Consider the following 20442-nt stretch of genomic DNA (forward strand, 5'->3'; position numbering starts at 1 on the left):
CTGGGTCTAACTCCTTTCCGCCATGCCCTGTGCTGCTTCAAACGCTACCCCGGGACGTGGAGGGGGAGAAATTCTGCTGACGCTGTTGAGCTCCTCCTCGATCCTGCAAACAGCTCGTGGCTCTCCCTGGAGAATTCGAAAATCCTTCCAGGGAGCCTGGATAGCTGATCTTGAAAAGCATACTGTGGCCCGGGGTAAAGGGGTGCCAATGTGGGTTCCTTCTCATCTTGCTTCCCAGGATGCGGGTTTTTCAAGGACGAGGAAGACATAGCTTCAGTGCTCAGAATGCCTTCCTTCTTCACTGAGATCGTTAGGATGGACTTTGCCGCATAGAGCACTGGTATGTCCTCCACGACGTTTTCCAAATCACCTCGTAGTCAACGCCGAAGTAGTCATGAATCAACCTGTCTCTCATGCCAGCAACATCGCGCCAGTTCATTTCGGGGTGTCGTGCCCCAATGGAACGAGAAACCTTTTTCGCTGCTTCACCGATGATTTCAAGGCTTCGGGCAAAGGCTCTCTTCAGGTCCTCGTTGTCCAGGAAATCCTGATACGTGATCGCCCTGGAACGCTTTATGAGGTAGACGCACTCATTGAGGATATGAGGATATCTTCTAAGGAATCTAGGATGCTCTCTTCACAAAAACACAACTTCCTCAAGAATGTTTTTGCCGATATGCCTTTTCAAAGCCCTTTTCATTACAAGATCCACCTTCGCACCCAAAAGGAAGGAACTTCGTCAAAATCGACGAGAATATCAACGTCGCTATCTGGGCGCTGCTCGCCTCTCACGTAGGAGCCAAAGACGCCCAGTTCACGCACCCCGTGATTTCGGTGAAGCTCCTCCCTGCGGTCCCTGAGGATCCGCACAATGTCTTCAAGGACTTTCGTCCTCATCGAATCCTTCACCTTTACCATCATAACACTCCCGCGCCCGGTCCCCAGAGACGACCCCGGGTTGCTCCTCTCTGGCAAGAGGCGGAGGAATGCCAGAGGCCATTAAAGCTTGCCTTGACGGGTGGACACGGCTCTCTCAGGAATTCTCATTTCAAGGCCACAAAACAGATTTGTCACCTACCTGTAAGGGATAGAACCTCCGGGTTACCTCAATAGAGGAAGATCGGAATTCTGGTATACTCTCTTCCAGGAGGGGTGGGAGATGGCTCGGAGAAAGAGAGAATCCCTTACCACAACCCGGTCGCTCCTCTATGCCCTGGCAAGGTTCCTCGGCGATGTCGAGGCCGCAACAAAAGGCCCCGAAGCAGTGGGGAAGAGAATTCTCCGGAGGGCTCTTGGAAAAGCCACCGGAAGAGCAATGTCGAAATTCTTCCGGTAGCAGAGGTGGTGCGCTGTGGCGGGGAGGCAGAATGTGCTGCGCCTTTCCGGTATTCCGCTTCAGGCAATTGAGGCATTTTGTCGGAGGCACCGCATCCGGCGGCTTTCCCTCTTTGGCTCCGCCGTGCGTGGCGATTTCGGACCGGAGAGCGACATTGACGTTCTGGTGGAGTTCGAGCCTGACGCACGTGTGGGGTTTTTGCAGCTGAGCCGCATGCAGCGTGAGCTTGCGGAGATTTTCCACCGTCCCGTGGACCTCGTGCCGCGCCCGGGTTTGAAGCCTCTAATCCGCGAGGAGATCCTGAAAGAAGAGGTCGTCCTCTATGCGTCCTGAGCGGCTCTACTTGCAGGACATCCTGGACGCCTGCGATGCCATTGAGCGGTTTCTCCGGCGGACGGATGAGGCCGCTTTCATGCAGGATGAGCTCGTCCAGAGCGCCGTTTTGCAAAAGCTCATCGTCATCGGCGAGGCGGCGGCACGCCTGCCCCGAAGCTTCACCGAACGGCACCCGGAAATCGAATGGGTGGACATCGTCGCTTTCCGCAACATCGCCGTCCACGAGTACTTTGCCGTGGACTGGAAGATCGTCTGGGTTACGGCCACCGAAGATGTTCCCCTGCTACGTGAAAAGATCAAAGCCTTGCTCGACCGGTTTGAGGAGGGCAGTCCGTCATGACTCCAGACCCCCGGAGGGCTGCAAAGTGGCTGAACCCGGACCCCTGCCTGGAGAGTGGCGGGTGGTGAGGCCGGAGGAGGCGGTACAGTTGACGGGGGGTCAAAAACCTCCTAAGCCACTGAAAACTTACAGACCGGGTTCTCTACCGTACTTAACAGCTGACTCTTTCCGTACTCGGATGGTTAAAACTTCCCCAGGGAGTGGTTCCCCCGGAAAGTGAAGCGGCTTTTGCAGCTTCGGCTCCTTAAGTGGTGGGAGTCCCCGCATCTTTCGGCTTTGAGGGGAAGGAGCTTTCGGTCGAGGCTTTCTCCCGGAGACTCAGGAAGTACTCGCGAAAGACAGGCTACCCCGTGACGCCCTATGATCTCCACCACTCCTTCGCCATCCTCTTTTTGAGGGGTGGGGGGAATGTCTTTGCCCTGCAGCGAACGCTCGGCCATGCAGACCTCTCCATGACGAAGCGATACCTCGCCCTCACTCACGAGGATCTCTGCCGGGAGCACGAGCGGGCGACTCCGGTGAACCTCCTTGTGAAGAAGAGGATGGGGGGTGTGAGCCCCTGCCCCCCCAGAGGAGCAGGGGCCCTGCTGTATTCAAGGCACACGTGGGTTGCGGGCAGGACCTGTACCCACCGGAGAGCGCTCGGGGCCGACGTAGTACCATTCCCACTGCTCGTTCGTCTTCTTCGTCCAGGGGTAACCCCGGTAGGGAGGCTGGGGGTTGCGGGTGAACCTCACCTCCTCCCCGTCCGGCCACCAGTAAACGGTGCTTGCGGAGTACGTCTGCGTGTAACCCCCGAAATCCGTGGCCAGGTTGAATTCGCTGATGGAGAGCTTGATGTAGGGTTTGGCACCGCTTCGATATTCCTCATCATCCACCCCTTCCACAAAGGCGTAGTGGCCGTTCCCCGGACCTCTGTGGAGGACGATGATGTCGTGGGGGAGCGGTCGCCATCCCTTTTCGATCCGCTTCCCACCGGGAGGGGGATAGAAAAGGGAACCCGCTTTGATCACCTTACTGGAATCCGGCTTCCACTCCTCTTCCCACTTCCTCCACAGCGCCCACCACACGCACTGCCCGAAGGCTGACTCCACCCGGGGGAAAATACCCCCAGCTTCGAGGGGGGAAGAGGGGTCCGAACCTATCCGGGTTTCTTTGAAGGAGTACTTCCCCATCTCCACCCCCGCCTCATCGTAAACCCTCAGGACCACCCCTTTCCAGGGGACAGCTTTGAAGGCCTCCGAATAGTCACCGGCCAGGGAGATACGGAATCCCCCACCTTCATAGGTGAGCGTGTACCCGTTCTGCGTCAAAGACCCACCCGGGGTGAGGGTACCCTCGATGATGGTCTGGGGGGTTTTACTCCAGCTATTATCCCCCCGCTCCAACCCCAAAGCAGCGTAATCGATGTGATCCCCCAGGTCCGGCTGCCACCTCCGGCCTTCGAGAACCACCCGCAGTTTCTGCGGAAGGGTTCCCCGCACCGGGAATATCCGGACGGACTTTCCCGGCCTCCCGTTCTCTATGGAAATCTCATTCAACCCCCCAAAGCGATCCCGACCCCCGTTCCAGCACCCTCCTCCGCACACGTAAGGGACGCCTTCCCCCTCAAATTCCACCCTGGAGGTGGTGGGTGCGGAGGCGGCGGTCTTTTTCTCAAACCACTCCCGCCACTTCCAGAAATTCCTCCCCAGCTTCTCTCCGGTGATTCTCTCCAGGGCTTCGGCAACATAATCTCTTGAAAATGGATCCCGGAGCGCTTCGATGAGTGGTTCTATTGCTCTGGGGTCTCCTATCCACCCCAGGGCTTGGGCAGCAAACCACCGAACCCCAGGGACCTCATCCTTCAAGGCTTCGATGAGTGGTTCCACGGCTCTGGGGTCTTTGATTTCTCCTAAAGCTTGGGCGGCATTTTGTCGAACCCAGAGATCCTCATCCTTCAAAGCTTCGATGAGTGGTTCTACGGCTTTTGGGTCTCCGATTCTCCCCAAGGCTTTGGCGGCAGCCGCTCGAACCCCGAAATGCTCATCCTTCAGAGCTGAGAAAACTTCAGCAATCACACTTTTCACAGCGCTATTCTCCCGCCAGCCCGGGTCGATACGTATCAGAGCAAAGGCAGCATATCCTCGAACCCAGAGATCCTCATCCTTCAGGGCTGCGATGAGTGGTTCTATTGCTCTGGGGTCTTTGATTTCTCCTAAAGCTTCGGCAACACGCCATCGAACCGAAGAGTCCTCATCCTCTAATGCTTCGATGAGCGGTTCTATTGCTTTGGGGTCTTTGATTTTCCCTAGGGCTTCGGCGGCATGCCACCGAAACCAGGGATACTCATCCTTCAGCATCGCAATGAGTGGTTCTACGGCTTTTGGGTCTCCGATTCTCCCCAAGGCTTTGGCGGCAGCCGCTCGAACCCCGAGATCCTCATCCTTAAGGGCTTCGATAAGGGGATCTACGGATTTGGGGTCCCCGATCCGCCCCAGGGCGAAGGCAGCATTCTGGCGAACCCCGGAATCCTCATCCTTCAGGGCAGCGATGAGGGGTTCCACCGCCCGGGGGTCTTTGATTTCCCCCAGAGCGAAGGCGGCAGCCTTCCGGATCTCGGAGTCCTCATCCTTCAGGGCTGCAATGAGGGGCTCCACCACTCTGGGGTCTCCAATTTTCCTCAAGCCTATTACAGCAGCTATTCGAACTGAGCGGTCCTCATCTTGGAGTGCCCCGATAATCGGTACCACTACTCTTGAATCTTCGATTTCTCCTAGGGCCAAGGCAACAGTCCGTCGAACCTGAGGAACCCCATCCCTCAGAGTTTCAATAAGCGGTTCCACGGCTCTGGGGTCTTTGATTTTCCCCAGGGCTTCGGCGGCCTGCCAGCGAACCCCAGAATCCTCATCCTTCAAAGCCATGATGAGGGGCTCCACCGCCCGGGGGTCCTTGATTCTCCCCAGAGCCAAGGCAGTATGCCATCGAACCAAGGAGCTCTCATCCCTCAAGGCTTCGATGAGCTCCGGAACCACACCTTTTGCGGCATCGCTTTTTTCCCATCCAGGGAAAGCTCGGAGTGCTTTTGAAGCCGCTTCTCGCACCTTCGAGTCCCCATCCACCGAAGCTACAATGAGGGGACCTATAGCCCGCAGGTCCTTGAGTCTCCCCAGGATTTCGGCGGCGGTTTGCCGGATGCGTGGGTCCTCATCTTTCAGTGCGTCGATCCACTCCTCCACCTCATCGCTCTCAGCATGGGCGAGAAACACAAAAGAAAAGACGAAAAGGAACACCAGAAAAAGAAGAGCAAAACCGGACTTTCTCACCTTTCACCCCTCCTTCAGGTTCTTTCTTTCCCATTATAGCCCGGGAATGAACGGCAAGAAAACACCCTTTCTCAGGCAGGTTCTCCGTGCTCCACGTTCTTTCATCCCGCCCTCCTTCGCCCGGAAGCCCCTCACACCCTCCTCAGGTGGTTCAGGTAGTTGAGGACAAGGAGGACCTTGCCCCGGATGCTCACTTCCTCCCTCTCGAGGATCCTCGGCTCGTAGCGGCTGTTTCTGGGTTGCAGGACCACCAGGTTCCCCCGGAGGAACACCTGCTTCACCGTGAGCCCCTCCTCGTCCACCTCCACCACCGCGATGTCCCCCGACTGCACCTCAAGGTCCGGAGAGAAGAGCACCAGGTAGTTTTTGCCAACCCCGCCCCAGCACTAAGTTGTCCTTTGCGCGGATGGCGGGAGAGAAGTGTTCAGGGTCCAGGCTCCAGTCTTCGGCCTCAATTTTGACGCCTTCCCCACTATACAGGAACTGCTTCAGACCACATCCGGGAGCCCCCGGCCAAAGAGCCACCGAAACCACCGTGAGGGGATGAGCACCACATTCCGGGTGAGCACAAGCTCGGGCGCAAAAAATCCTTGGGGCAAACCCCCCGGGTTTTTCCTCCTGGCCGAAATTTTGGTGTGCTCTCTTTCGGGAGGGGTGGGAGGTGGCCCAAAGAAGAGACTCCCTCAAAGCAACCCGGTCGCTCCTTTACACGTTTGCGAGGCTCCTTGGTGACGTCGAGGCCGCAACAAAAGGCCCTGAAGCGCTGGGGAAGAGGGTCCTCCAGAGGGCTCTCGGGAAAGCCACCGGGAGGGCGTTCTCAAGGCTTTTCCGGTGAGTGTGTCCTGAGGAACCCGAAGACGGGTTGTATTTTCTCTCCCAGATTCGTCTCCTTATTTGCGGAGCTTCAGGGTTATGGGCCGGAGCCCCAGCTTGGAGCAGGCAAAGTGGAAGTCTTCCCGCAGAAAGGGCCACACAAGCTTTGGTACCTGTTGCTCAAGGAAAAACCTGGTGACTCCCTCGTGCTCAAGAGCCTGCGAAACAGTTTCCTCCCTGGCTACGGAGAACGTGAGGAGATACTCCACCCGAAAGCGGAGCTTCTCCTCCTCTTTTTGCTCGACGGTGATGGCGAAGGCCTGAGGTACCTCCAGGCTCTCTCCCTTCCGCTGGGGAGACCCGGCTCGCTCTCCGATTTTGATGGCCACAGTCCCCTCCTCTAGAGGAGAAAGGAGCTCAAAGCTCATCTTCATCACGGTTATGTCCTCAAGTTCGAGGCTGTCGATGAGCTCCAGGAATTTCTGGAACTCCTCCGGGCTCAGCTTGCGAGACTGAGTCGTTCGTCGTCTTCCCACGGTTCCGACGTGCTCTCCTCAGGACCAGCGCTCACCACGGGATTCTTCCTGGGCACGGAAACTGTCCTGATGATTTCGGCAAAAAGCTCCTCCCCCATCTTCCTCTCCAGAGCCTCCACGAGGAGTTCTCTGACGACTGCCTCCGGTGTCGTATCCCTTTCCCTGGCCAGCCTGTTGATGAGCTCCCGGTACTTGCGGGGGACAAGCGCCGCGTACTGGCCGTGGATGGTGATGAAGAGCTTTCCCCCCAGAGCCCGGGCCACCTTCTGCAGGAAGTCAAAGCCCGGCTTTCTCCCCAGATTCTCAAACCGGGAAATGGCTGACTGTCTGGTGCCGAGGCGTCGAGCAAGCTCCTCCTGGGTGAGATTCTGGTAAGTTCGCTCCTCGACAACTTCGAGGATCAGGGCGTTGAGCGGTGCGTAGTAATCGAGTGTTTCGGCCGTCTCCCGGTCCTTCCGCAGCTTCTCAAACAGTTCCTCAATATCCCGTTCCACGTTCATGTCTCCCACCACCGCTTTCCTCGGCGCACTCTTTCTCTCGGCCATCCTCTCTCCCTACCTTTCCTCTTCCCACTTCCGGTAGATCTTCAGTCTCTCCCTTGCCCTCTCAAGGTTCGCCTCGCTTTCCTTCTTGATTTCCAGATCGAGGATAACGATTTTCTCCCGTATCACTCTTGAGAACAAGAAGTATACCTGCAAGACCCCTCCCTTTCCGGCAGGTGGAATCCGGAATTCCCAGAGCTCCCCACCCAGGTTTTTCACATAGCCGTTTTTCTTGAGAACCTCGAAAAAGGTGCTGTCTTCTTTGAGTCGCCGGCATATCTCCTCAAAGTGGGAGAGGAACTTCCCGTATCTCCGCCGGTGCTTTTCGGCAAACCTGTCCAGGATTCCCTTCTTCTCAGGATCGAGCTCCTCGGGATACTGGACGATCTCCATTTTCTATTCTATAACCAGAACGTTATATTTTCAATTCCCGCCACGAATTTTCCCAACCCAGTCCGGGCAGCCCCTTACACAAGGAGCGTCCAGGCGATGCACTCCAGGGCTTCTTCGCTCTCCGGGGTAAGAGCGCGTGCTTCATCCTCCTGTGCAGGATAGGGGTGACTCTCGGCGAACTCCTGAAGGCGGTGGAGCCATTCCTCCAGGGACCACTGGGAGCGTTCCCGCCAGAGGTTCCGCAGCTCGTTGAAGGCGGCACCGGTGAGGGAGCGGACCTCGAAATACTGGAGCAGCCTGTTCCTCCCCGCGGAGGGTGAGAGGGCATGGAGCCAGTTAACAATCTGCCGCTGGGGAACGGGGAGCTTTTCCAGGGCAATCTCTGCAGCACGAATGCGGTTGAAGAGGTGCCGCGGAGCTTTTTGATGAGCGGCTGAGGGTTAAAGTCCCCGGGAAACGGCACCGCTCCTCATGCGGCTGGCTCCGGATGAACTGTATGGCGTCCAGACGGTGCTCGATAATGCGGTCCTTCTCTCCGTCGTAGAAGAGCCAGTGGTGCTGGTTCGTGACAGGGTTCCGGAAGGTGGCAAAACCCCCGGGGGCTCTGAAGAACGCTCCCGCTCCCTCAAGGGAGCGGTATTCCCGCAGGAGATTCCTGATTTGTCCGAAATCCTCCATGTCCACCGGATTCCCTTCCACCCGGGCAAACTTCCGCCGCCAGCAGGATACTGATAACTGAATGTATTGTAACAGATTTCTTTTTCTCTCACCAAGAGGCCCTTGAACCCTGCCTTTTTGAAAGGATTGGAGGGGAATGGGGGAAACCCACGGACGTGGTGAGCAAGAATAACCGGCTCGGTAAAATTGTCTCTGTTTCTGGTACAATACCCTGCTGACGTTCATTCCCGGGTTTCTGTGGGAGGGGAGAACAGTGGGGGACGTTCTGCGGGGAGCATTCTTCATTGCCCTGGCCGCTGTCGCCATCGATACCTATTACCGGATACGTGCGCTTATCCGGGAAACACACTACCATGCCTCCACCTACGGGGCCTTGCCATCGCCTCTCTGGGGATTATCTACAGTCCTTTTCCCCTTGCCGCCAGTACCTTCGTGGGGCTTTTCCTCCTTTTTCTCGGTGGAAGGGCGGGCCTCCAGAGCCTGAAGCGCTCTTCCATCCGGGACCACCTCACGAACCTCTACACCCGCTGGTACTTCTTCGAGGAGTGGCTCCCCCGGGAGGTGAAGCGACAAAAGCGTACCGGCGGGACCATCGCCTTCGCCATGCTTGATGTCGACGGCCTCAAGAAGGTGAACGACGAAAAGGGCCATGCCGCCGGGGACAGGGTCCTTGGGCGCTTTGCCCAGGCAGTCCTTTAGAACATCCGCGGTGGGGACATCGCCGTCCGCTTCGGTGGCGATGAGGTGCTCCTCGCCTTCCCCGGGGAAGGGGAGGAGAGCGCCTGGAAAGTCCTGGAGCGCATTGCCCGATCCCTCGGGGACCTCTCCTTCTCCTTCGGGGTGAGCGTGTGGGACGGGAGAGGAGAACCTGAGGAGGCCATCCGGGAGGCTGACCACCGCATGTACAGGGAGAAACGGAAGAAGCAGGGAAACTCCGAGAATCCCTCCGTGTCCTTCCTCTCCATCATCGGGTAGCGCATCTTCCGGGGCATCCCCTTTGGCATCTCCAGGGATACAGGTGATCCCGCAGACCATCGTGTCGGGACTCGTGCTTTGGAGTGGCGGAGGAGCACTCTTTTTCACCCTGTCCGGGCAAAGGCAAGGCCCGATGGTGGAGGTATGGACCTTCCGGGAGCTCCTCCTCAGGATGCCTCCTGGGTACGGGATGCGCCGATCACCTCAAGGAACACCTCGACCACCGCAGGGTCGAAATCTTTTCCGCTTCGCTCCTTGATGTACGCTATGGCTTCCTCTCTGGACCAGGCCTTCCGGTAGGGTCGGTCGCTCGTTAAGGCGTCGAAGACGTCCACCACAGCGAAGATCCGGGCAGGGAGGGGGATCTCTTCACCCTTTAACCCCCGGGGGTAGCCACTCCCATCCCATTTCTCATGGTGGCAATAGGGAATATCCAGGGCAGGGCGAAGATACGCTATCTTCGAGAGCATCTCGTAGGCGTACACCGGGTGCTTTTTCATGATCTCCCATTCTTCCTCGGTAAGTTTCCCCGGCTTGAGGAGGATCTCATCCGGAATCCCTAATTTTCCAATATCATGGAGTAATGCCCCACGTCTTATATGGACGATCTTCTCATCTTTTATTCCCATCTCTCTGGCGATTCTCACGGTGAGTTCTGTCACCCTTCTTGAATGCCCTTCGGTCTCTCGATCCCTAAGCTCCAAGGCATATGCCCATCCCTCAAGAGTGGCATCGTAAGCCTGGACGAGTTCTATATTGGAGTGCTCCAGATTATAGAAGAGCTCCGCGTTATCGATGGCAATCGAGATCTGTCCTCCCAGAATCTCCAGAAAGTTCAGCCAGTCGCTGTCGCCCTTAAAGGGCGATCGGTGAAGAATTTCCATGACCCCCAGGACTTTTCCCTTGGCAATAAGGGGAACCGCATAATAGGAGACAAAGCCCTCTACGGTAATAAGTTCCTTTCTTACAAATTCCTCATTGCCTGGGAGATTGGGTTCGTAGATGATACGCCTTTCCAACGCAGCTTTTCCAGCTAATCCTTCACCCAGCTTGAGAGACATCCCCTCTATAACCCGGGTATGAAAACCTCGTCCTGCGGCATACTCCAGGGTGAGGGTATGAGGGTTGAGCTTCAGGATGTCAGCTGCATCTACCCCCAGCTGGCGGGTAACCTCATCCAGAGCAACATTAATGGTAACCCTCGGGTCCAGGCTCCCAGTAATTGCCATATCGATGTTGCGGAGTGCCTGAGTACGCGCAAGTCTTTGCTGGATTTCTTCGAAAAGGCGGGCATTCTCCAGTGCTGAAGCAAGGAGGTTAGTAAATGTCTGAAGGGTATCAACAAGTCCCTGAGTGAAGAATGCTTTCTGAGTACTGTAGAGGTTAAGAGCACCAACAGTGTGTCCTCTTGTTATTAAAGGGAATGCGGCGGTGGATGCAAAGCCAAACTGGACTGCCCTGTCTCTCCAAGGGGTAAAATGGAGGTCACTGGTAACGTCTTGGGTAATCTGAGGGGTACTACTGCGGATCGCCATTCCTGTGGGACCCTGCCCCCAGGGAGTATTGTCCCAGCGGATATTGAGGTCCCTGGTATAGGGATGTTCCTCCGGATACTGTGCCAGGATTTTTACCTCTCCATCGGGTTCTGCGTAACCTATCCAGGCTAAGGCTACGCCGAGGTCTTCTACAAGAATACGAACTGCAGCCTGAGCCCGTTCTTCTTTGTTCAATTCTCTGGTGAGTAACACTTCTGCTCCCCTGTACAGAAACTCTAACCTGTGAGTTAGACGACGAAGTCTACTTACATCTTCGCCCAAGCTTAGGACTCCGGTGATACTTCCGGAATCGTCACGTAAGACGGTGTTGTGCCAGAGAATAATTTTTTCAGCTCCATCGCGGGTGAGCACGGGGTTTTCGTAGGATTCCAGGGGTTCTACCTCCCCGGAGACAAGCCTCTGGAAGACCCCCCTTACCTCGTCCCTTATCCGCTCGGGGAGGAAGTTCTCGAACCAGTTCTTCCCTATAATCTCACTGTAGGGATAGCCAAGGACCTCACATCCCTTGCGGTTGATGAAGGTTACTTTCCCCTCCCTGTCCAGGGCCACAATGATAGTCTGAACAAGGTCGAAGTACTGCCGGAAGATGTCCCTTTCCCTTTTCAGGATTTCTTCGAGCTCTTCTCCTCTCTCATAGAGGAGCCGGTAGCGTTTCTCGCTCTCCCTTATGCGGCTCACCACCATCCCCACTCCAGCACCCAAGATACGCTAAGACAAGCCCCCGGACCGTCGGTTCCGGGTGGGTGAGGTAGGAAACAGTCATGAAGGCGGCACCGAGAGTTGCCGAAATCAGCCCTCCTTTTATCCCCCAGAGGGACGTGCAGAGAACGATGAAAGCGAGCGCCGGGATGGCAACAAGGAGCATGGGGAAGTGGTAGGCCCACACCGCCAGAAACACTGCGAAGGCCAGAACACCACCGAGGACCCTCCAGGAACGGCGCTCCTCCGGCCGCACCGTGTCACCCCCTTGCTACAGGATTATACCTTACTCTCTGGCATACGTGTGGCTTGTGGGCGGAACACCGGAAGGTTTGGGGATCTTGCCGCGGAGGGAGAACTCTGGTGACACCTTTTGGTCCGCAATCGCCACAGCCCCATGCGCCGGGTGTTTCAGGAGTGTGGGCTTTCCAGAGCCTCCAGGGGCAGGGATTCCCGGGGAAGCATGAAAGCATTCGGCATTCGCCACCCCGTCCCTGGGGAGCATCACGAGAGGGGTTTCCCGTCTTCCTGTAGCCGGAGCTACGAAGGCTGGATAGGTTCACGGAGATCTGCAATGGGGAGAGGAGCCCCGGGAGGAGCTGAGAGACACCGGGCTTTCCGAGTGTCCCACATGATGTGAACCTATACAAGGAAGAGCTCAAGTAAAGCCTCAAAACTTCGCGCATGTGGAGCTACTGGCTTTGCCCACAGAACTCACCCCGAAAAGCGAGCTCCGCTAAGGCCACCGGACTCGGGAGAAACGCAGAGAAAAGAGAGAGGCAGACGGCGCAGAGCTGCGGAAGAGGCGGGAAGAAAAAGCTGGCGCGCCCGGAGGGATTTGAACCCCCAACCTACGGATCCGTAGTCCGTTGCTCTATCCATTGAGCCACGGGCGCGCAGGAAATGGGGTGAGCGAGGGGACTTGAACCCCCAACACCTGGATCCACAGTCCAGTGCTCTGACCAGTTGAGCTACGCTCACCGCAAAGAGCATTTCTTATTTTACCAAATCCTCGCAAGGATGCAAGGAGTACCCCCCACCCACAGGGTGCAACACCGCTTTCCCCTGTGCTATACTTGGCAGAGAGCGCTCTCAAAAGGAGGGAGGGCATCGGTTCCCTTGCAGGTGCGGGTAGGCGACCGTGTTCGAATTGACCCTTTCCCCGAAGAGGCAGAGGTTTTCGAAATCCGGCAGGGGAATACCAGTGTCACCCTGGGGGTCATCTTCCATCCCTCGCAGAAAGCCGAGCGGTTCGTGTTCACCCCGGAGGAGTTTGCGCACCGTGTGCGCCGTCTTCCTTCCCTCTGGGAGGCTTTCCCGGAGAAGGCTCTGCGCCTTCGAGAACCCTGCCTTTTGTTTATCGATGCCCTCAGAATGCGCCTGGCCTATGCCTTTGACCCGCATTATGCGGTGAGCGTAACCCAGGTTGACCTTCTGCCCCACCAGGTGGATGCTGTGTACCGGCACATCCTTCCCTTGCCCCGGATCCGTTTCCTCCTTGCCGATGACCCGGGCCTTGGGAAGACCATCATGGCAGGACTGCTCCTCAAAGAGCTCAAGGCCCGAGGGCTTGTTCGACGAACCCTTGTCGTTGTTCCGGCCCACCTTGTGGACCAGTGGCAAAGAGAAATGGCCGACTGGTTCCGGGAGGGCTTCGTCGTCCTCCGGCGGGATCTCCTTGCCACGCTCTATCAGGAGAATTTTTTCGAGCACAACCCGCAGGTTCTGGTCTCCATGGATTTCGCCCGCCAGGAGGATGTGCGAGAGACCTTGTCCCGCCAGTCCTGGGACCTGGTTATTGTAGACGAGGCCCACAAATTTTCGGCCACCCGCTATGGGCAGAAGGTCTACAAGACCAAGCGGTACCAGCTCGGCGAAGCGCTGGCCTCAAGAGCGAATCACCTCCTCTTTCTCACCGCGACGCCCCACAGAGGAGACGACGAGGCTTACTTTCTCCTCCTGAACCTCCTTGAGCCCCGCCTCTTTGCAAGACCAGAGGACCTCAAGAGGGCCGCACGGGCCCAGGAGTTGACCTTTGTCCTGCGCCGCACCAAGGAGCAGGTGACTGACCTGGAAGGGCGGAAGCTTTTCAGGAAACGGGAGGTGAGGACTCTCGGGGTATTTCTGACCGAAGCGGAAAAACATCTCTACGAAGAGGTTACCCGGTACGTCCGCCGCTTTTACGTTACGGTGTCCGGAAAGACGGACCGGAAGAGCCGCAACGTCGCCCTGGCTCTGACCACCCTGCAGCGCCGGCTGTCTTCAAGCCTCTTTGCCATCCGGGAGTCTCTCCGCCGCCGCAGGAGTAAGCTCCAGGTGCTCCTCAAGGAGTGGGAGAGGAGGGTGGAAGAGGAATTCCCCGATCTCCATGAGGACACCTGGGAGGATGTCCGGGAAGACCTGGCAGAGATGACCGCCCAGAGCCTGGAGAAGTTCCAGGAAGAGCTTGAGGGACTCACCGCGGCCTCTTCGCCCGAGGAACTGCGGGAAGAAATCGAGGAGATTGAGCGGTTAATCCGCCTGGCACAGGAGGCCGAGAAAGCGGGAGAAGAAGCCAAAGTCCAGGAACTGCGGCGGGTCGTTGAGGAGTACCTCCGCCATAACCCTGAAGAGAAACTACTCATTTTCACCGAGTTCAAGGACACCCTTGTGGCTCTGGAGCGACGGATTCGAGAGTGGGGATTCCCCTGTGCGGTCATCCACGGAGGGATGGATCTGTCGGCCCGCATTGAGGAGGAGCGGCGTTTCCGGGACGAGGTGCCGGTTATGGTGGCCACTGATGCCGCCGGGGAAGGGATCAACCTCCAGTTCTGCCGCCTCATGGTGAACTACGACCTTCCCTGGAACCCCAACCGCCTGGAACAGCGCATGGGGCGCATCCACCGGTACGGGCAAAAGCGCGACTGCTTCATCTTCAATCTGCTCTACCCCGAAACCCGCGAGGGCAAGGTGCTCGAGCGGCTCATGGAGAAGCTCGAACGGATGCGGGAACGCCTGGGCGATACTGTGTACGACGTCATCGGCATGCTCCTTGAGGGCGAGCGCCTCGAAGAGCTGATCATGCAGGCGGTGACAAAAGGTGAGGAACCGGAGCTTGAGCGCCTGCTTGAGGTGGATATCGAGCGGCGGGTGGAGGAGTTCCGCCGGACTCTCGAGGAGAACGCCCTGGCCGGCCACTACATCGACCTCTCTTCGGTGAGGAAACACGAGGTGGATTCGATTCTCCACCGGCTGGTTCCCTGGGATGTGGAGCGCTTCAGTCGCCTTGCGGTGCAGAGTGTCGGTGGGCAGTGCGTTGAGGACCGCCACCACCCCGGGGTTTTCCGCCTCAGCGTTCCCCGAGAGTTCCTGAAGTCCTGTAACCTCCGTCAGGAGAGTTTCGCAAGAGGCATCCGGGTAGCCTTTGAGCGGGAAGTGGCGAGGAAAACGGACACCGAGTTCTTCGCTCCGGGGCACCCGCTCCTTGAGGCCCTCATTGACCACAACCTGAAGAAAGACCGTCCCGTCATGGTGGTTCTGGGAGACGAAAAGGGGCGCCGGGGGACGCTCTGGGTATACCGGGTACGCCTCCAGGATGGACGGGGCTGTCCGGTGCTGGAACGCCTTGTGACCCTTTTCCACGATGCAGAAGGTGGCACCATCTCTGAGGTGGACCCGCGAATGGTCTGGGAGCTCGGTTCCTGGCCCGAGGATTTGCCCCTTCCCGAGGATTTACCCCACTACCTCGAGGAGGTGAGCCGAGCCGCCAGAGAAGAGGTCCTTGCCTGCATTGGTGCGCTCCGTGAAGAGGCACAGAGGCGAAGAGAACGGGAGTGTGCTATTAAGGAGAAATTCCTGAAGAATTCCTACGATACCCTGATCAGGGAATCCCAGGACAAGCTCTTCAGCTACCACGCCCGTCAGGACCGGGGCGAGGACATGGGGATTGCCATCCGTCAGGAAGAGGAGAATTGCAAAGCGCTCCTTCGGGAAAAGCGGGAACGCCTGGAGGAGCTCGAGAAGGAGCGCCAGATTGTGCTCCTTGAGCCAGAGCTTGAGGCGGTGGTCTGCGTTCTCCCCAAAGTCCAGAAGGCTCCAGAGGAGGTACCTCCTCCGCCTGAAGACGTGAAGCGCCGCGTGGAGGAGGTGGGTATGCGGGTGGCCATGGAGTACGAATGGCAGGCAGGCCGAAAGCCCGAGGATGTGAGCCAGAGATTCCTGGGCTACGACATCGTCTCCTCATCTTCCACCGAAACCCGCTACATCGAGGTCAAATCCTTTGCGTCCACCGGTCCTCTGGAGCTCACCCCTCATGAGTGGCAGATGGCCGAACGCCTGCAGGACGCTTACTGGGTCTACGTGGTGGAAAATGCCCTGGATAGTCCCCAGCTTCATACCATCCAGAATCCCGCGCAGCGTCTCCGGGCACAGCCCGTTGTGGGAGTGGTCAAAGTGGTGGTTGAGGACTGGAAGGGGGGCTCTACGCAGTGGCCATGACCCTGGACTACCTGACGACGCAGCCTGAAGGGCAATTCTTAGAGCGCAAGAGTTGCTATGACCGGAGGGGCAAATTTCCTCATCCCCGCCCTGTCAAGGATGTGGTTCGCGATGTTGCGGAAACGCTGGTCGCGATGGCTAATGCCGATGGTGGCACCATTGTACTCGGTGTGGAAGACGATGGAACGGTTTTCGGCGTTCCGGACAAATATTGCCCGGATGCCATCCGGAGGCAGATCCAGGACCTTGTTCGTCCCTGGTTGAATTTTCGTTTCTCGGAGGTTGTCCTGGAAGAGCGGCGCGTCTGGGTTTTTGAGACGGACTGGAGTGCGGAAGTTCACCAGCTCACCGATGGACGATATCTCTTACGGGTGGGCTCCCAGAATCTGCCCTTTCCGGCTGGGGATATCGAGGCGATGAAGCGTTCCCGTTTGCAACGGAGCACAGAGATGCAGTTTCTCCCTGATGTCACGCTGGCAGATCTGGACACAGATCTCGTACAGGAGCTGGCACACAAAAGCGGGATGCATCTTTCCGCCGAGGAGCTCCTCGTTCAATACCGGCTGGCTGAAAACATCAACGGTCAGTTGCGCTTTACCCTGGCGGCAGTGCTGCTTTTTGCGAAGGACCCAACCCGCTGGCATCCCCGCTGTGGAATTGAATTCATTCTGTGGGAGGGTACTGAACGCCGAACCGGTGCTGAGCTGAACATCGTCAAGCGCATCCGCATAGAGGCCCCACTCGTGCGATTGGTTGAAGAAGCTTATCACACGATTCGGTCGTACATCCCCGAGCGCCAGAAGCTTCTGGATCTCTTCTTTGAGGAGCGGCTGGCCTATCCCGACTTTGCCTGGCAGGAAGCTGTGGTCAACGCTGTGGCGCATCGGGATTATCGCTTTCAGGGTCTCGGCATCGAGGTGCATCTCTTCGACGACCGTATGGAGGTCTGGAGCCCTGGCGAGCTGGTGGAGCCGGTGACCCTCGAAAAGCTGAGGAATAGGGAGCGGGTTCACGCTTCACGCAATCCTCGCATTGTGAGGGTTCTCACAGCGTTTGGCTATATGCGCGAGCTGGGCGAAGGCATCCCACGCATGTTTGAGGTTATGGAGCGGGAGGGACTCCGGCCTCCGGAGTTTCGCCTGGAGGGGGGACGGTTCGTCGTCACCCTCTGGAGTACTCCCGTCTATCGTCCCGAAACGATGCGGTGGCTCCGGCGCTTTGAACGTCAGGGGCTTGCGCGCAATCAGGTTCGCCTGCTCGCTTACGCCTACGAGCACGGTGGACGGTTCACCAGCCGGGCCTACCAGAAACTCGTTGGTGTAGACCTCTATACTGCCAGTCGAGATATTAAGGACCTCATGCGTCGAGGTATCGTACGGCTGACTAAGCCCAAAGGACGGGTCTACGAGGTCATCGCTGAGCCAGAAAAAGCCGTCGCCGAAATCCCCCCAGAGTTGGCAAAGTTACGACCTGTCCTTGAACAAAAAGGCTTTGTGAAGAACAGCGACATCCAGAAAGCGCTTGGCGTGTCGCCTGTCCGGGCCCGACTGATCGCCCGCCGATTGGTTTTGAAAGGCTGGCTGGAACCGATAGGTGAGAAGCGTGGCAGGCGCTATGTCCCAAGCGCGCACATTATCAAACCGTCTTAGCAGGTTATCGAACCGTCTCTGCAAATTGGTTTCGAAATGAGAGTGTGCGATAATGAGTGCAGAGGGCAGGGAGGTTGGCCAGATGGGGGAACGGTTCCTCATTGAGCAGGCGCTGCCGATCGCGGTGCTATCGCAGGAAGCCCGGCGTGAAAAGGCCATCCGCCACGGGCACATCTCCACCCTGCATGTTTGGTGGGCGCGAAAGCCCCTTGTCGTGGCTCGGGCAGCGGTCCTGGGAGCGCTTCTTCCCGAAGAGGCAGAGGTGGAGGAGCGCTTTCTTGTAAACCTCTGCCGGTGGGAGGTGCACGATGGCGACCCCGGGGGGCGCTACCTCCTTGAGCGGGCCCGAACGCTCATTCGTCGGCGTTTCGGGGACCGACCACCGAAGGTCCTTGACTCCTTCGCCGGTGGCGGTTCCATCCCCCTTGAGGCCCTGCGCCTGGGTGCCGAGGCGTACGCCCTTGAATACAACCCCGTGGCCTACCTCATCCTCAAAGCGACCGTTGAGTACCCGCAGCGCTTTGGGCAGAAGCTCACCCGCGAGGTGAAGCGCTTCGGTGAGTGGGTGCTTGAGAGGGCCAAAAAGGAGCTTGCCGAATTCTATCCTTCCTTGGCCGGGGAAACCCCCATCGCCTATATCTGGAGCCGGACCATCCGCTGCCCCAATCCCTCCTGTGGCGCCGAGATTCCACTGGCTTCAAAATGGTGGCTTGCCCGCAAAGACAACAAAAAGGTAGCCCTCAAACCCATCCCAAACCGTGCGGCAAGGCGGGTGGACTTTGTCATCGTGCAGGGCGGTGCCGTTGACTTTGACCCTGCAAAAGGGACAGTAAGCCGGGGCAACGCCGTGTGCCTTGTCTGCGGCACAAGCGTCAAGGACGACTACGTGAAAGCGGAAGCCCAAGCCGGACGCATGGGGCACCGGCTTGTGGCGGTGGTGACAACGCGCGGCAGAGGACAGGGGCGAAACTACCGCCTGGTGCAGGAAGAAGACCTTGCCGCCTTCTGCAAAGCCGAAGAGGCCCTGAAAAACCTCGTGCAGACCCCATCCCCCTGGGCCTTTGGCCTCCCCTGGGTGCCGGAGGAGCCTTCACGCCTGGTTGGAGCAGGTCAGCAGCAAAGCGTTGAAGCAAGTTATGGCTTTCTTCAGTGGGGCAAATTCTTCAACCCCCGCCAGCTTCTGGCGCTGTGCACCTTCGGGAAGTACGTGCGGGAGGCCTACCGGCAAATCCTTCAGCAAACCGGCGACCCCGATTTTGCAAAAGCCGTGGCGACGTATCTGGCGTTAGTAATGGATTCTATGGCAAATTACAACGCCCTTCTTTCTGCTTGGAGGGCGGGACATGATAAAGTAGAAGCTGTATTTAGCGGGCATCATTTGCACATGACTTGGGATTACGCAGAAAGAAACACTGTTGAAAGCGGATGGATAAGCGCCCTTGACTCGGTTCTGGCTGGTCTTAAAAGGGCGATCGAAGTAAGAGTACAGACAGGCTCTGTGCATCTTGGCTCTGCCGCCGCGCTGCCTTTTCCGGAGAAATTTTTTGATGCCGTGGTTATTGACCCACCCTATGCTGATAACGTCCCCTACGCCGATCTTTCGGATTTCTTCTACGTGTGGCTCAGGCGCACCGTGGGAGACCTCTACCCCGAAGCCTTCGCTACACCGCTTGTCCCCAAAGACGAAGAAGCGGTGGTCAACCCTGCTCGCTTTGGTGGGGGCAAGCGGGGTGAGCAGATTGCCCAGGCCCACTACCAGCGGCTCATGCAAGAAGCCTTTGCCGAAATTTACCGGGTCCTCAGGCCCGAAGGGATGGTGGTGGTGATGTTCACCCACCGCTCCACGAAAGCATGGGAGAGCCTCATCCAGGCACTCCTTGATGCCGGGCTGTACCCGACGGCATCTTTTCCCGTCCACACCGAAATGGAGGCCTCCACCCACCAGCGGGGGAAGGGCGCCATCCAGAGCACCATTCTCATGGCCTGCCGGCGCCGTCCGGAAAACGCCGGGGTTGGCTGGTACGCGAAGGTGCGGGAGGAACTGGAGGAGGTTGTCCGGGAACGCCTTTCGAGGTTCTGGGAAGCTCAAATCCGCGGAGCGGATTTCTTTATTTCCGCCATTGGGCCGGCGGTGGGGGTTTTCGGGCGTTACCGGAAGGTCATGCGGCCTGACGGTCAGGAAATCACGGTGGAGCATCTCCTGGATGAGGTCCGTTCAATCGTGACGGTCTTCACGCTGGAAAAACTGGGTCTTTCCCGTCTTGATGAACCCACCCGCTTCTATATCCTTTACCGCTGGGCGTACGGCGGGGAAACCCTCTCCTTTGATGAGGCGAACAAGCTGGCGAAATCTGCGGGGGCGGAACTCGACGTGCTTTCAGAAAAACACTGGCTTGTCCTGCGGAAGAAAGACCAGGTGGAGCTTCTCGCCTTCCGCAGGCGGATGGCGGAACAGGCTTTTCTAAGGTCCCTGCAGAAGGCCCTCGAAGACGGCGGCTTTCTCCGCCTTCCCGAAATCGACCAGCTGCACCTTCTCCTGTATCTCTGGCGGCGGGGAGAGGTGGAAGCACTCTCTGGCCTTTTAGGGCAGGCGGGGATTCTTTCGGAGGACCATCCGCTGTGGCAGGTGGCGCAGGCGCTTCTGGAGATAGAGCAGAGTCAAAACGGCCAGGAGACGGAAGAAGAAGCGACGGCTCTGGCACAGCTTCTGGGGAGCCGGCGGAGTCTCATCCGGCAGAGCGAAGCTTCCTGGCAAGCTGCGGCGCAGTTGCGGCTTTTTGAATAAATGCTCAGGGAGGATCGGGTGTG

General features: G+C 57.8%; 19 protein-coding genes, 2 tRNA genes and 2 pseudogenes. 10 read left to right on the plus strand and 13 right to left on the minus strand.

Going from position 1 to position 20442, the window contains the following annotated elements; translation table 11 throughout:
* Positions 1-44 precede the first annotated feature (44 nt).
* The 3 genes from ACPT9Q_RS07990 to ACPT9Q_RS08000 form a co-directional block, all read right to left on the minus strand.
* Complete coding sequence (locus ACPT9Q_RS07990) at positions 45-365, minus strand: hypothetical protein (protein ID WP_427365521.1); 321 nt, start codon at positions 363-365, stop codon at positions 45-47.
* A complete protein-coding gene (locus tag ACPT9Q_RS07995; protein WP_427366744.1) occupies positions 311-601 on the minus strand; it encodes a HepT-like ribonuclease domain-containing protein in 291 nt (96 codons plus the stop codon). The genes ACPT9Q_RS07990 and ACPT9Q_RS07995 overlap by 55 nt, the downstream gene beginning before the upstream one ends.
* A 98-nt stretch (positions 602-699) precedes the next feature.
* Positions 700-897: a nucleotidyltransferase family protein gene (locus tag ACPT9Q_RS08000; protein WP_427365522.1), complete on the minus strand. Its 198-nt coding sequence runs from the start codon at positions 895-897 to the stop codon at positions 700-702.
* Between the two features lie 262 nt (positions 898-1159).
* Between ACPT9Q_RS08000 and ACPT9Q_RS08005 the strand changes: the two genes are divergently transcribed.
* From ACPT9Q_RS08005 to ACPT9Q_RS08020, 4 genes and pseudogenes are all read left to right on the plus strand, one after another.
* The gene (locus ACPT9Q_RS08005) at positions 1160-1336 is read left to right on the plus strand and encodes a hypothetical protein (protein ID WP_427365523.1); all 177 of its coding nucleotides are present in this window, start codon (positions 1160-1162) and stop codon (positions 1334-1336) included.
* 15 nt (positions 1337-1351) lie between these two features.
* The gene (locus ACPT9Q_RS08010; RefSeq protein WP_427365524.1) at positions 1352-1669 is read left to right on the plus strand and encodes a nucleotidyltransferase family protein; all 318 of its coding nucleotides are present in this window, start codon (positions 1352-1354) and stop codon (positions 1667-1669) included.
* Complete coding sequence (locus ACPT9Q_RS08015; RefSeq protein WP_427365525.1) at positions 1659-2012, plus strand: HepT-like ribonuclease domain-containing protein; 354 nt, start codon at positions 1659-1661, stop codon at positions 2010-2012. Before ACPT9Q_RS08010 ends, ACPT9Q_RS08015 begins: the two co-directional genes overlap by 11 nt.
* Before the next feature lie 251 nt (positions 2013-2263).
* Positions 2264-2431 (plus strand): annotated as a pseudogene (locus ACPT9Q_RS08020) (site-specific integrase); the annotation flags it as partial.
* A 174-nt stretch (positions 2432-2605) separates the two neighbouring features.
* On the opposite strand, the gene ACPT9Q_RS08025 reads toward ACPT9Q_RS08020, so the two are convergent.
* Both ACPT9Q_RS08025 and ACPT9Q_RS08030 read right to left on the minus strand, forming a co-directional pair.
* Entirely contained in the window at positions 2606-5317 is a 2712-nt protein-coding gene (locus tag ACPT9Q_RS08025; protein ID WP_427365526.1) for a HEAT repeat domain-containing protein, read from the minus strand.
* 131 nt (positions 5318-5448) lie between these two features.
* Entirely contained in the window at positions 5449-5673 is a 225-nt protein-coding gene (locus ACPT9Q_RS08030) for a LexA family protein (protein ID WP_427365527.1), read from the minus strand.
* A gap of 305 nt (positions 5674-5978) precedes the next feature.
* Here ACPT9Q_RS08030 and ACPT9Q_RS08035 point away from each other — a divergent pair, with 305 nt between their 5' ends.
* Positions 5979-6152: a hypothetical protein gene (locus tag ACPT9Q_RS08035; RefSeq protein WP_427365528.1), complete on the plus strand. Its 174-nt coding sequence runs from the start codon at positions 5979-5981 to the stop codon at positions 6150-6152.
* Positions 6153-6207: 55 nt separating this feature from the next.
* Here the strand turns inward: ACPT9Q_RS08035 and ACPT9Q_RS08040 are convergent, their stop codons facing one another.
* From ACPT9Q_RS08040 to ACPT9Q_RS08055, 4 genes are all read right to left on the minus strand, one after another.
* Complete coding sequence (locus ACPT9Q_RS08040; RefSeq protein WP_017874291.1) at positions 6208-6666, minus strand: hypothetical protein; 459 nt, start codon at positions 6664-6666, stop codon at positions 6208-6210.
* Positions 6630-7211: a helix-turn-helix domain-containing protein gene (locus tag ACPT9Q_RS08045; RefSeq protein WP_427365529.1), complete on the minus strand. Its 582-nt coding sequence runs from the start codon at positions 7209-7211 to the stop codon at positions 6630-6632. Before ACPT9Q_RS08045 ends, ACPT9Q_RS08040 begins: the two co-directional genes overlap by 37 nt.
* 9 nt (positions 7212-7220) lie before the next feature.
* Positions 7221-7601, minus strand: a complete 381-nt coding sequence (locus tag ACPT9Q_RS08050; protein WP_427365530.1) for a hypothetical protein — start codon at positions 7599-7601, stop codon at positions 7221-7223.
* 336 nt (positions 7602-7937) lie between these two features.
* Positions 7938-8285, minus strand: coding sequence for a hypothetical protein (locus ACPT9Q_RS08055; protein WP_427365531.1), 348 nt, complete (start codon positions 8283-8285; stop codon positions 7938-7940).
* Positions 8286-8532: 247 nt separating this feature from the next.
* Between ACPT9Q_RS08055 and ACPT9Q_RS08060 the strand changes: the two genes are divergently transcribed.
* Entirely contained in the window at positions 8533-8763 is a 231-nt protein-coding gene (locus ACPT9Q_RS08060) for a hypothetical protein (protein WP_427365532.1), read from the plus strand.
* Positions 8712-9254 (plus strand): annotated as a pseudogene (locus ACPT9Q_RS08065) (GGDEF domain-containing protein). Before ACPT9Q_RS08060 ends, ACPT9Q_RS08065 begins: the two are co-directional and overlap by 52 nt.
* A gap of 167 nt (positions 9255-9421) precedes the next feature.
* Here the strand turns inward: ACPT9Q_RS08065 and ACPT9Q_RS08070 are convergent.
* The 4 genes from ACPT9Q_RS08070 to ACPT9Q_RS08085 all read right to left on the minus strand — a co-directional run bounded on the left by ACPT9Q_RS08070 (position 9422) and on the right by ACPT9Q_RS08085 (position 12490).
* Positions 9422-11488, minus strand: coding sequence for an HD domain-containing phosphohydrolase (locus tag ACPT9Q_RS08070; RefSeq protein WP_427365533.1), 2067 nt, complete (start codon positions 11486-11488; stop codon positions 9422-9424).
* Positions 11442-11765, minus strand: coding sequence for a hypothetical protein (locus ACPT9Q_RS08075; protein ID WP_427365534.1), 324 nt, complete (start codon positions 11763-11765; stop codon positions 11442-11444). The genes ACPT9Q_RS08070 and ACPT9Q_RS08075 overlap by 47 nt, the downstream gene beginning before the upstream one ends.
* A 564-nt stretch (positions 11766-12329) precedes the next feature.
* Positions 12330-12405 (minus strand) — tRNA-Arg (locus tag ACPT9Q_RS08080).
* Between the two features lie 8 nt (positions 12406-12413).
* Positions 12414-12490, minus strand: a tRNA-His gene (locus ACPT9Q_RS08085).
* 144 nt (positions 12491-12634) lie between these two features.
* Between ACPT9Q_RS08085 and ACPT9Q_RS08090 the strand changes: the two genes are divergently transcribed.
* The 3 genes from ACPT9Q_RS08090 to ACPT9Q_RS08100 all read left to right on the plus strand — a co-directional run bounded on the left by ACPT9Q_RS08090 (position 12635) and on the right by ACPT9Q_RS08100 (position 20419).
* Complete coding sequence (locus tag ACPT9Q_RS08090; protein WP_427366746.1) at positions 12635-15985, plus strand: helicase-related protein; 3351 nt, start codon at positions 12635-12637, stop codon at positions 15983-15985.
* Positions 15982-17634, plus strand: a complete 1653-nt coding sequence (locus ACPT9Q_RS08095; RefSeq protein WP_427366748.1) for an ATP-binding protein — start codon at positions 15982-15984, stop codon at positions 17632-17634. Before ACPT9Q_RS08090 ends, ACPT9Q_RS08095 begins: the two co-directional genes overlap by 4 nt.
* An 82-nt stretch (positions 17635-17716) precedes the next feature.
* On the plus strand, positions 17717-20419 hold the full coding sequence (locus ACPT9Q_RS08100) for a DUF1156 domain-containing protein (RefSeq protein WP_427365535.1): 2703 nt from the start codon (positions 17717-17719) through the stop codon (positions 20417-20419).
* Positions 20420-20442: the final 23 nt, after the last annotated feature.

Origin of the sequence: Candidatus Caldatribacterium saccharofermentans (genome assembly GCF_050267035.1) — a bacterium.
Taxonomy (GTDB): domain Bacteria; phylum Atribacterota; class Atribacteria; order Atribacterales; family Caldatribacteriaceae; genus Caldatribacterium; species Caldatribacterium saccharofermentans.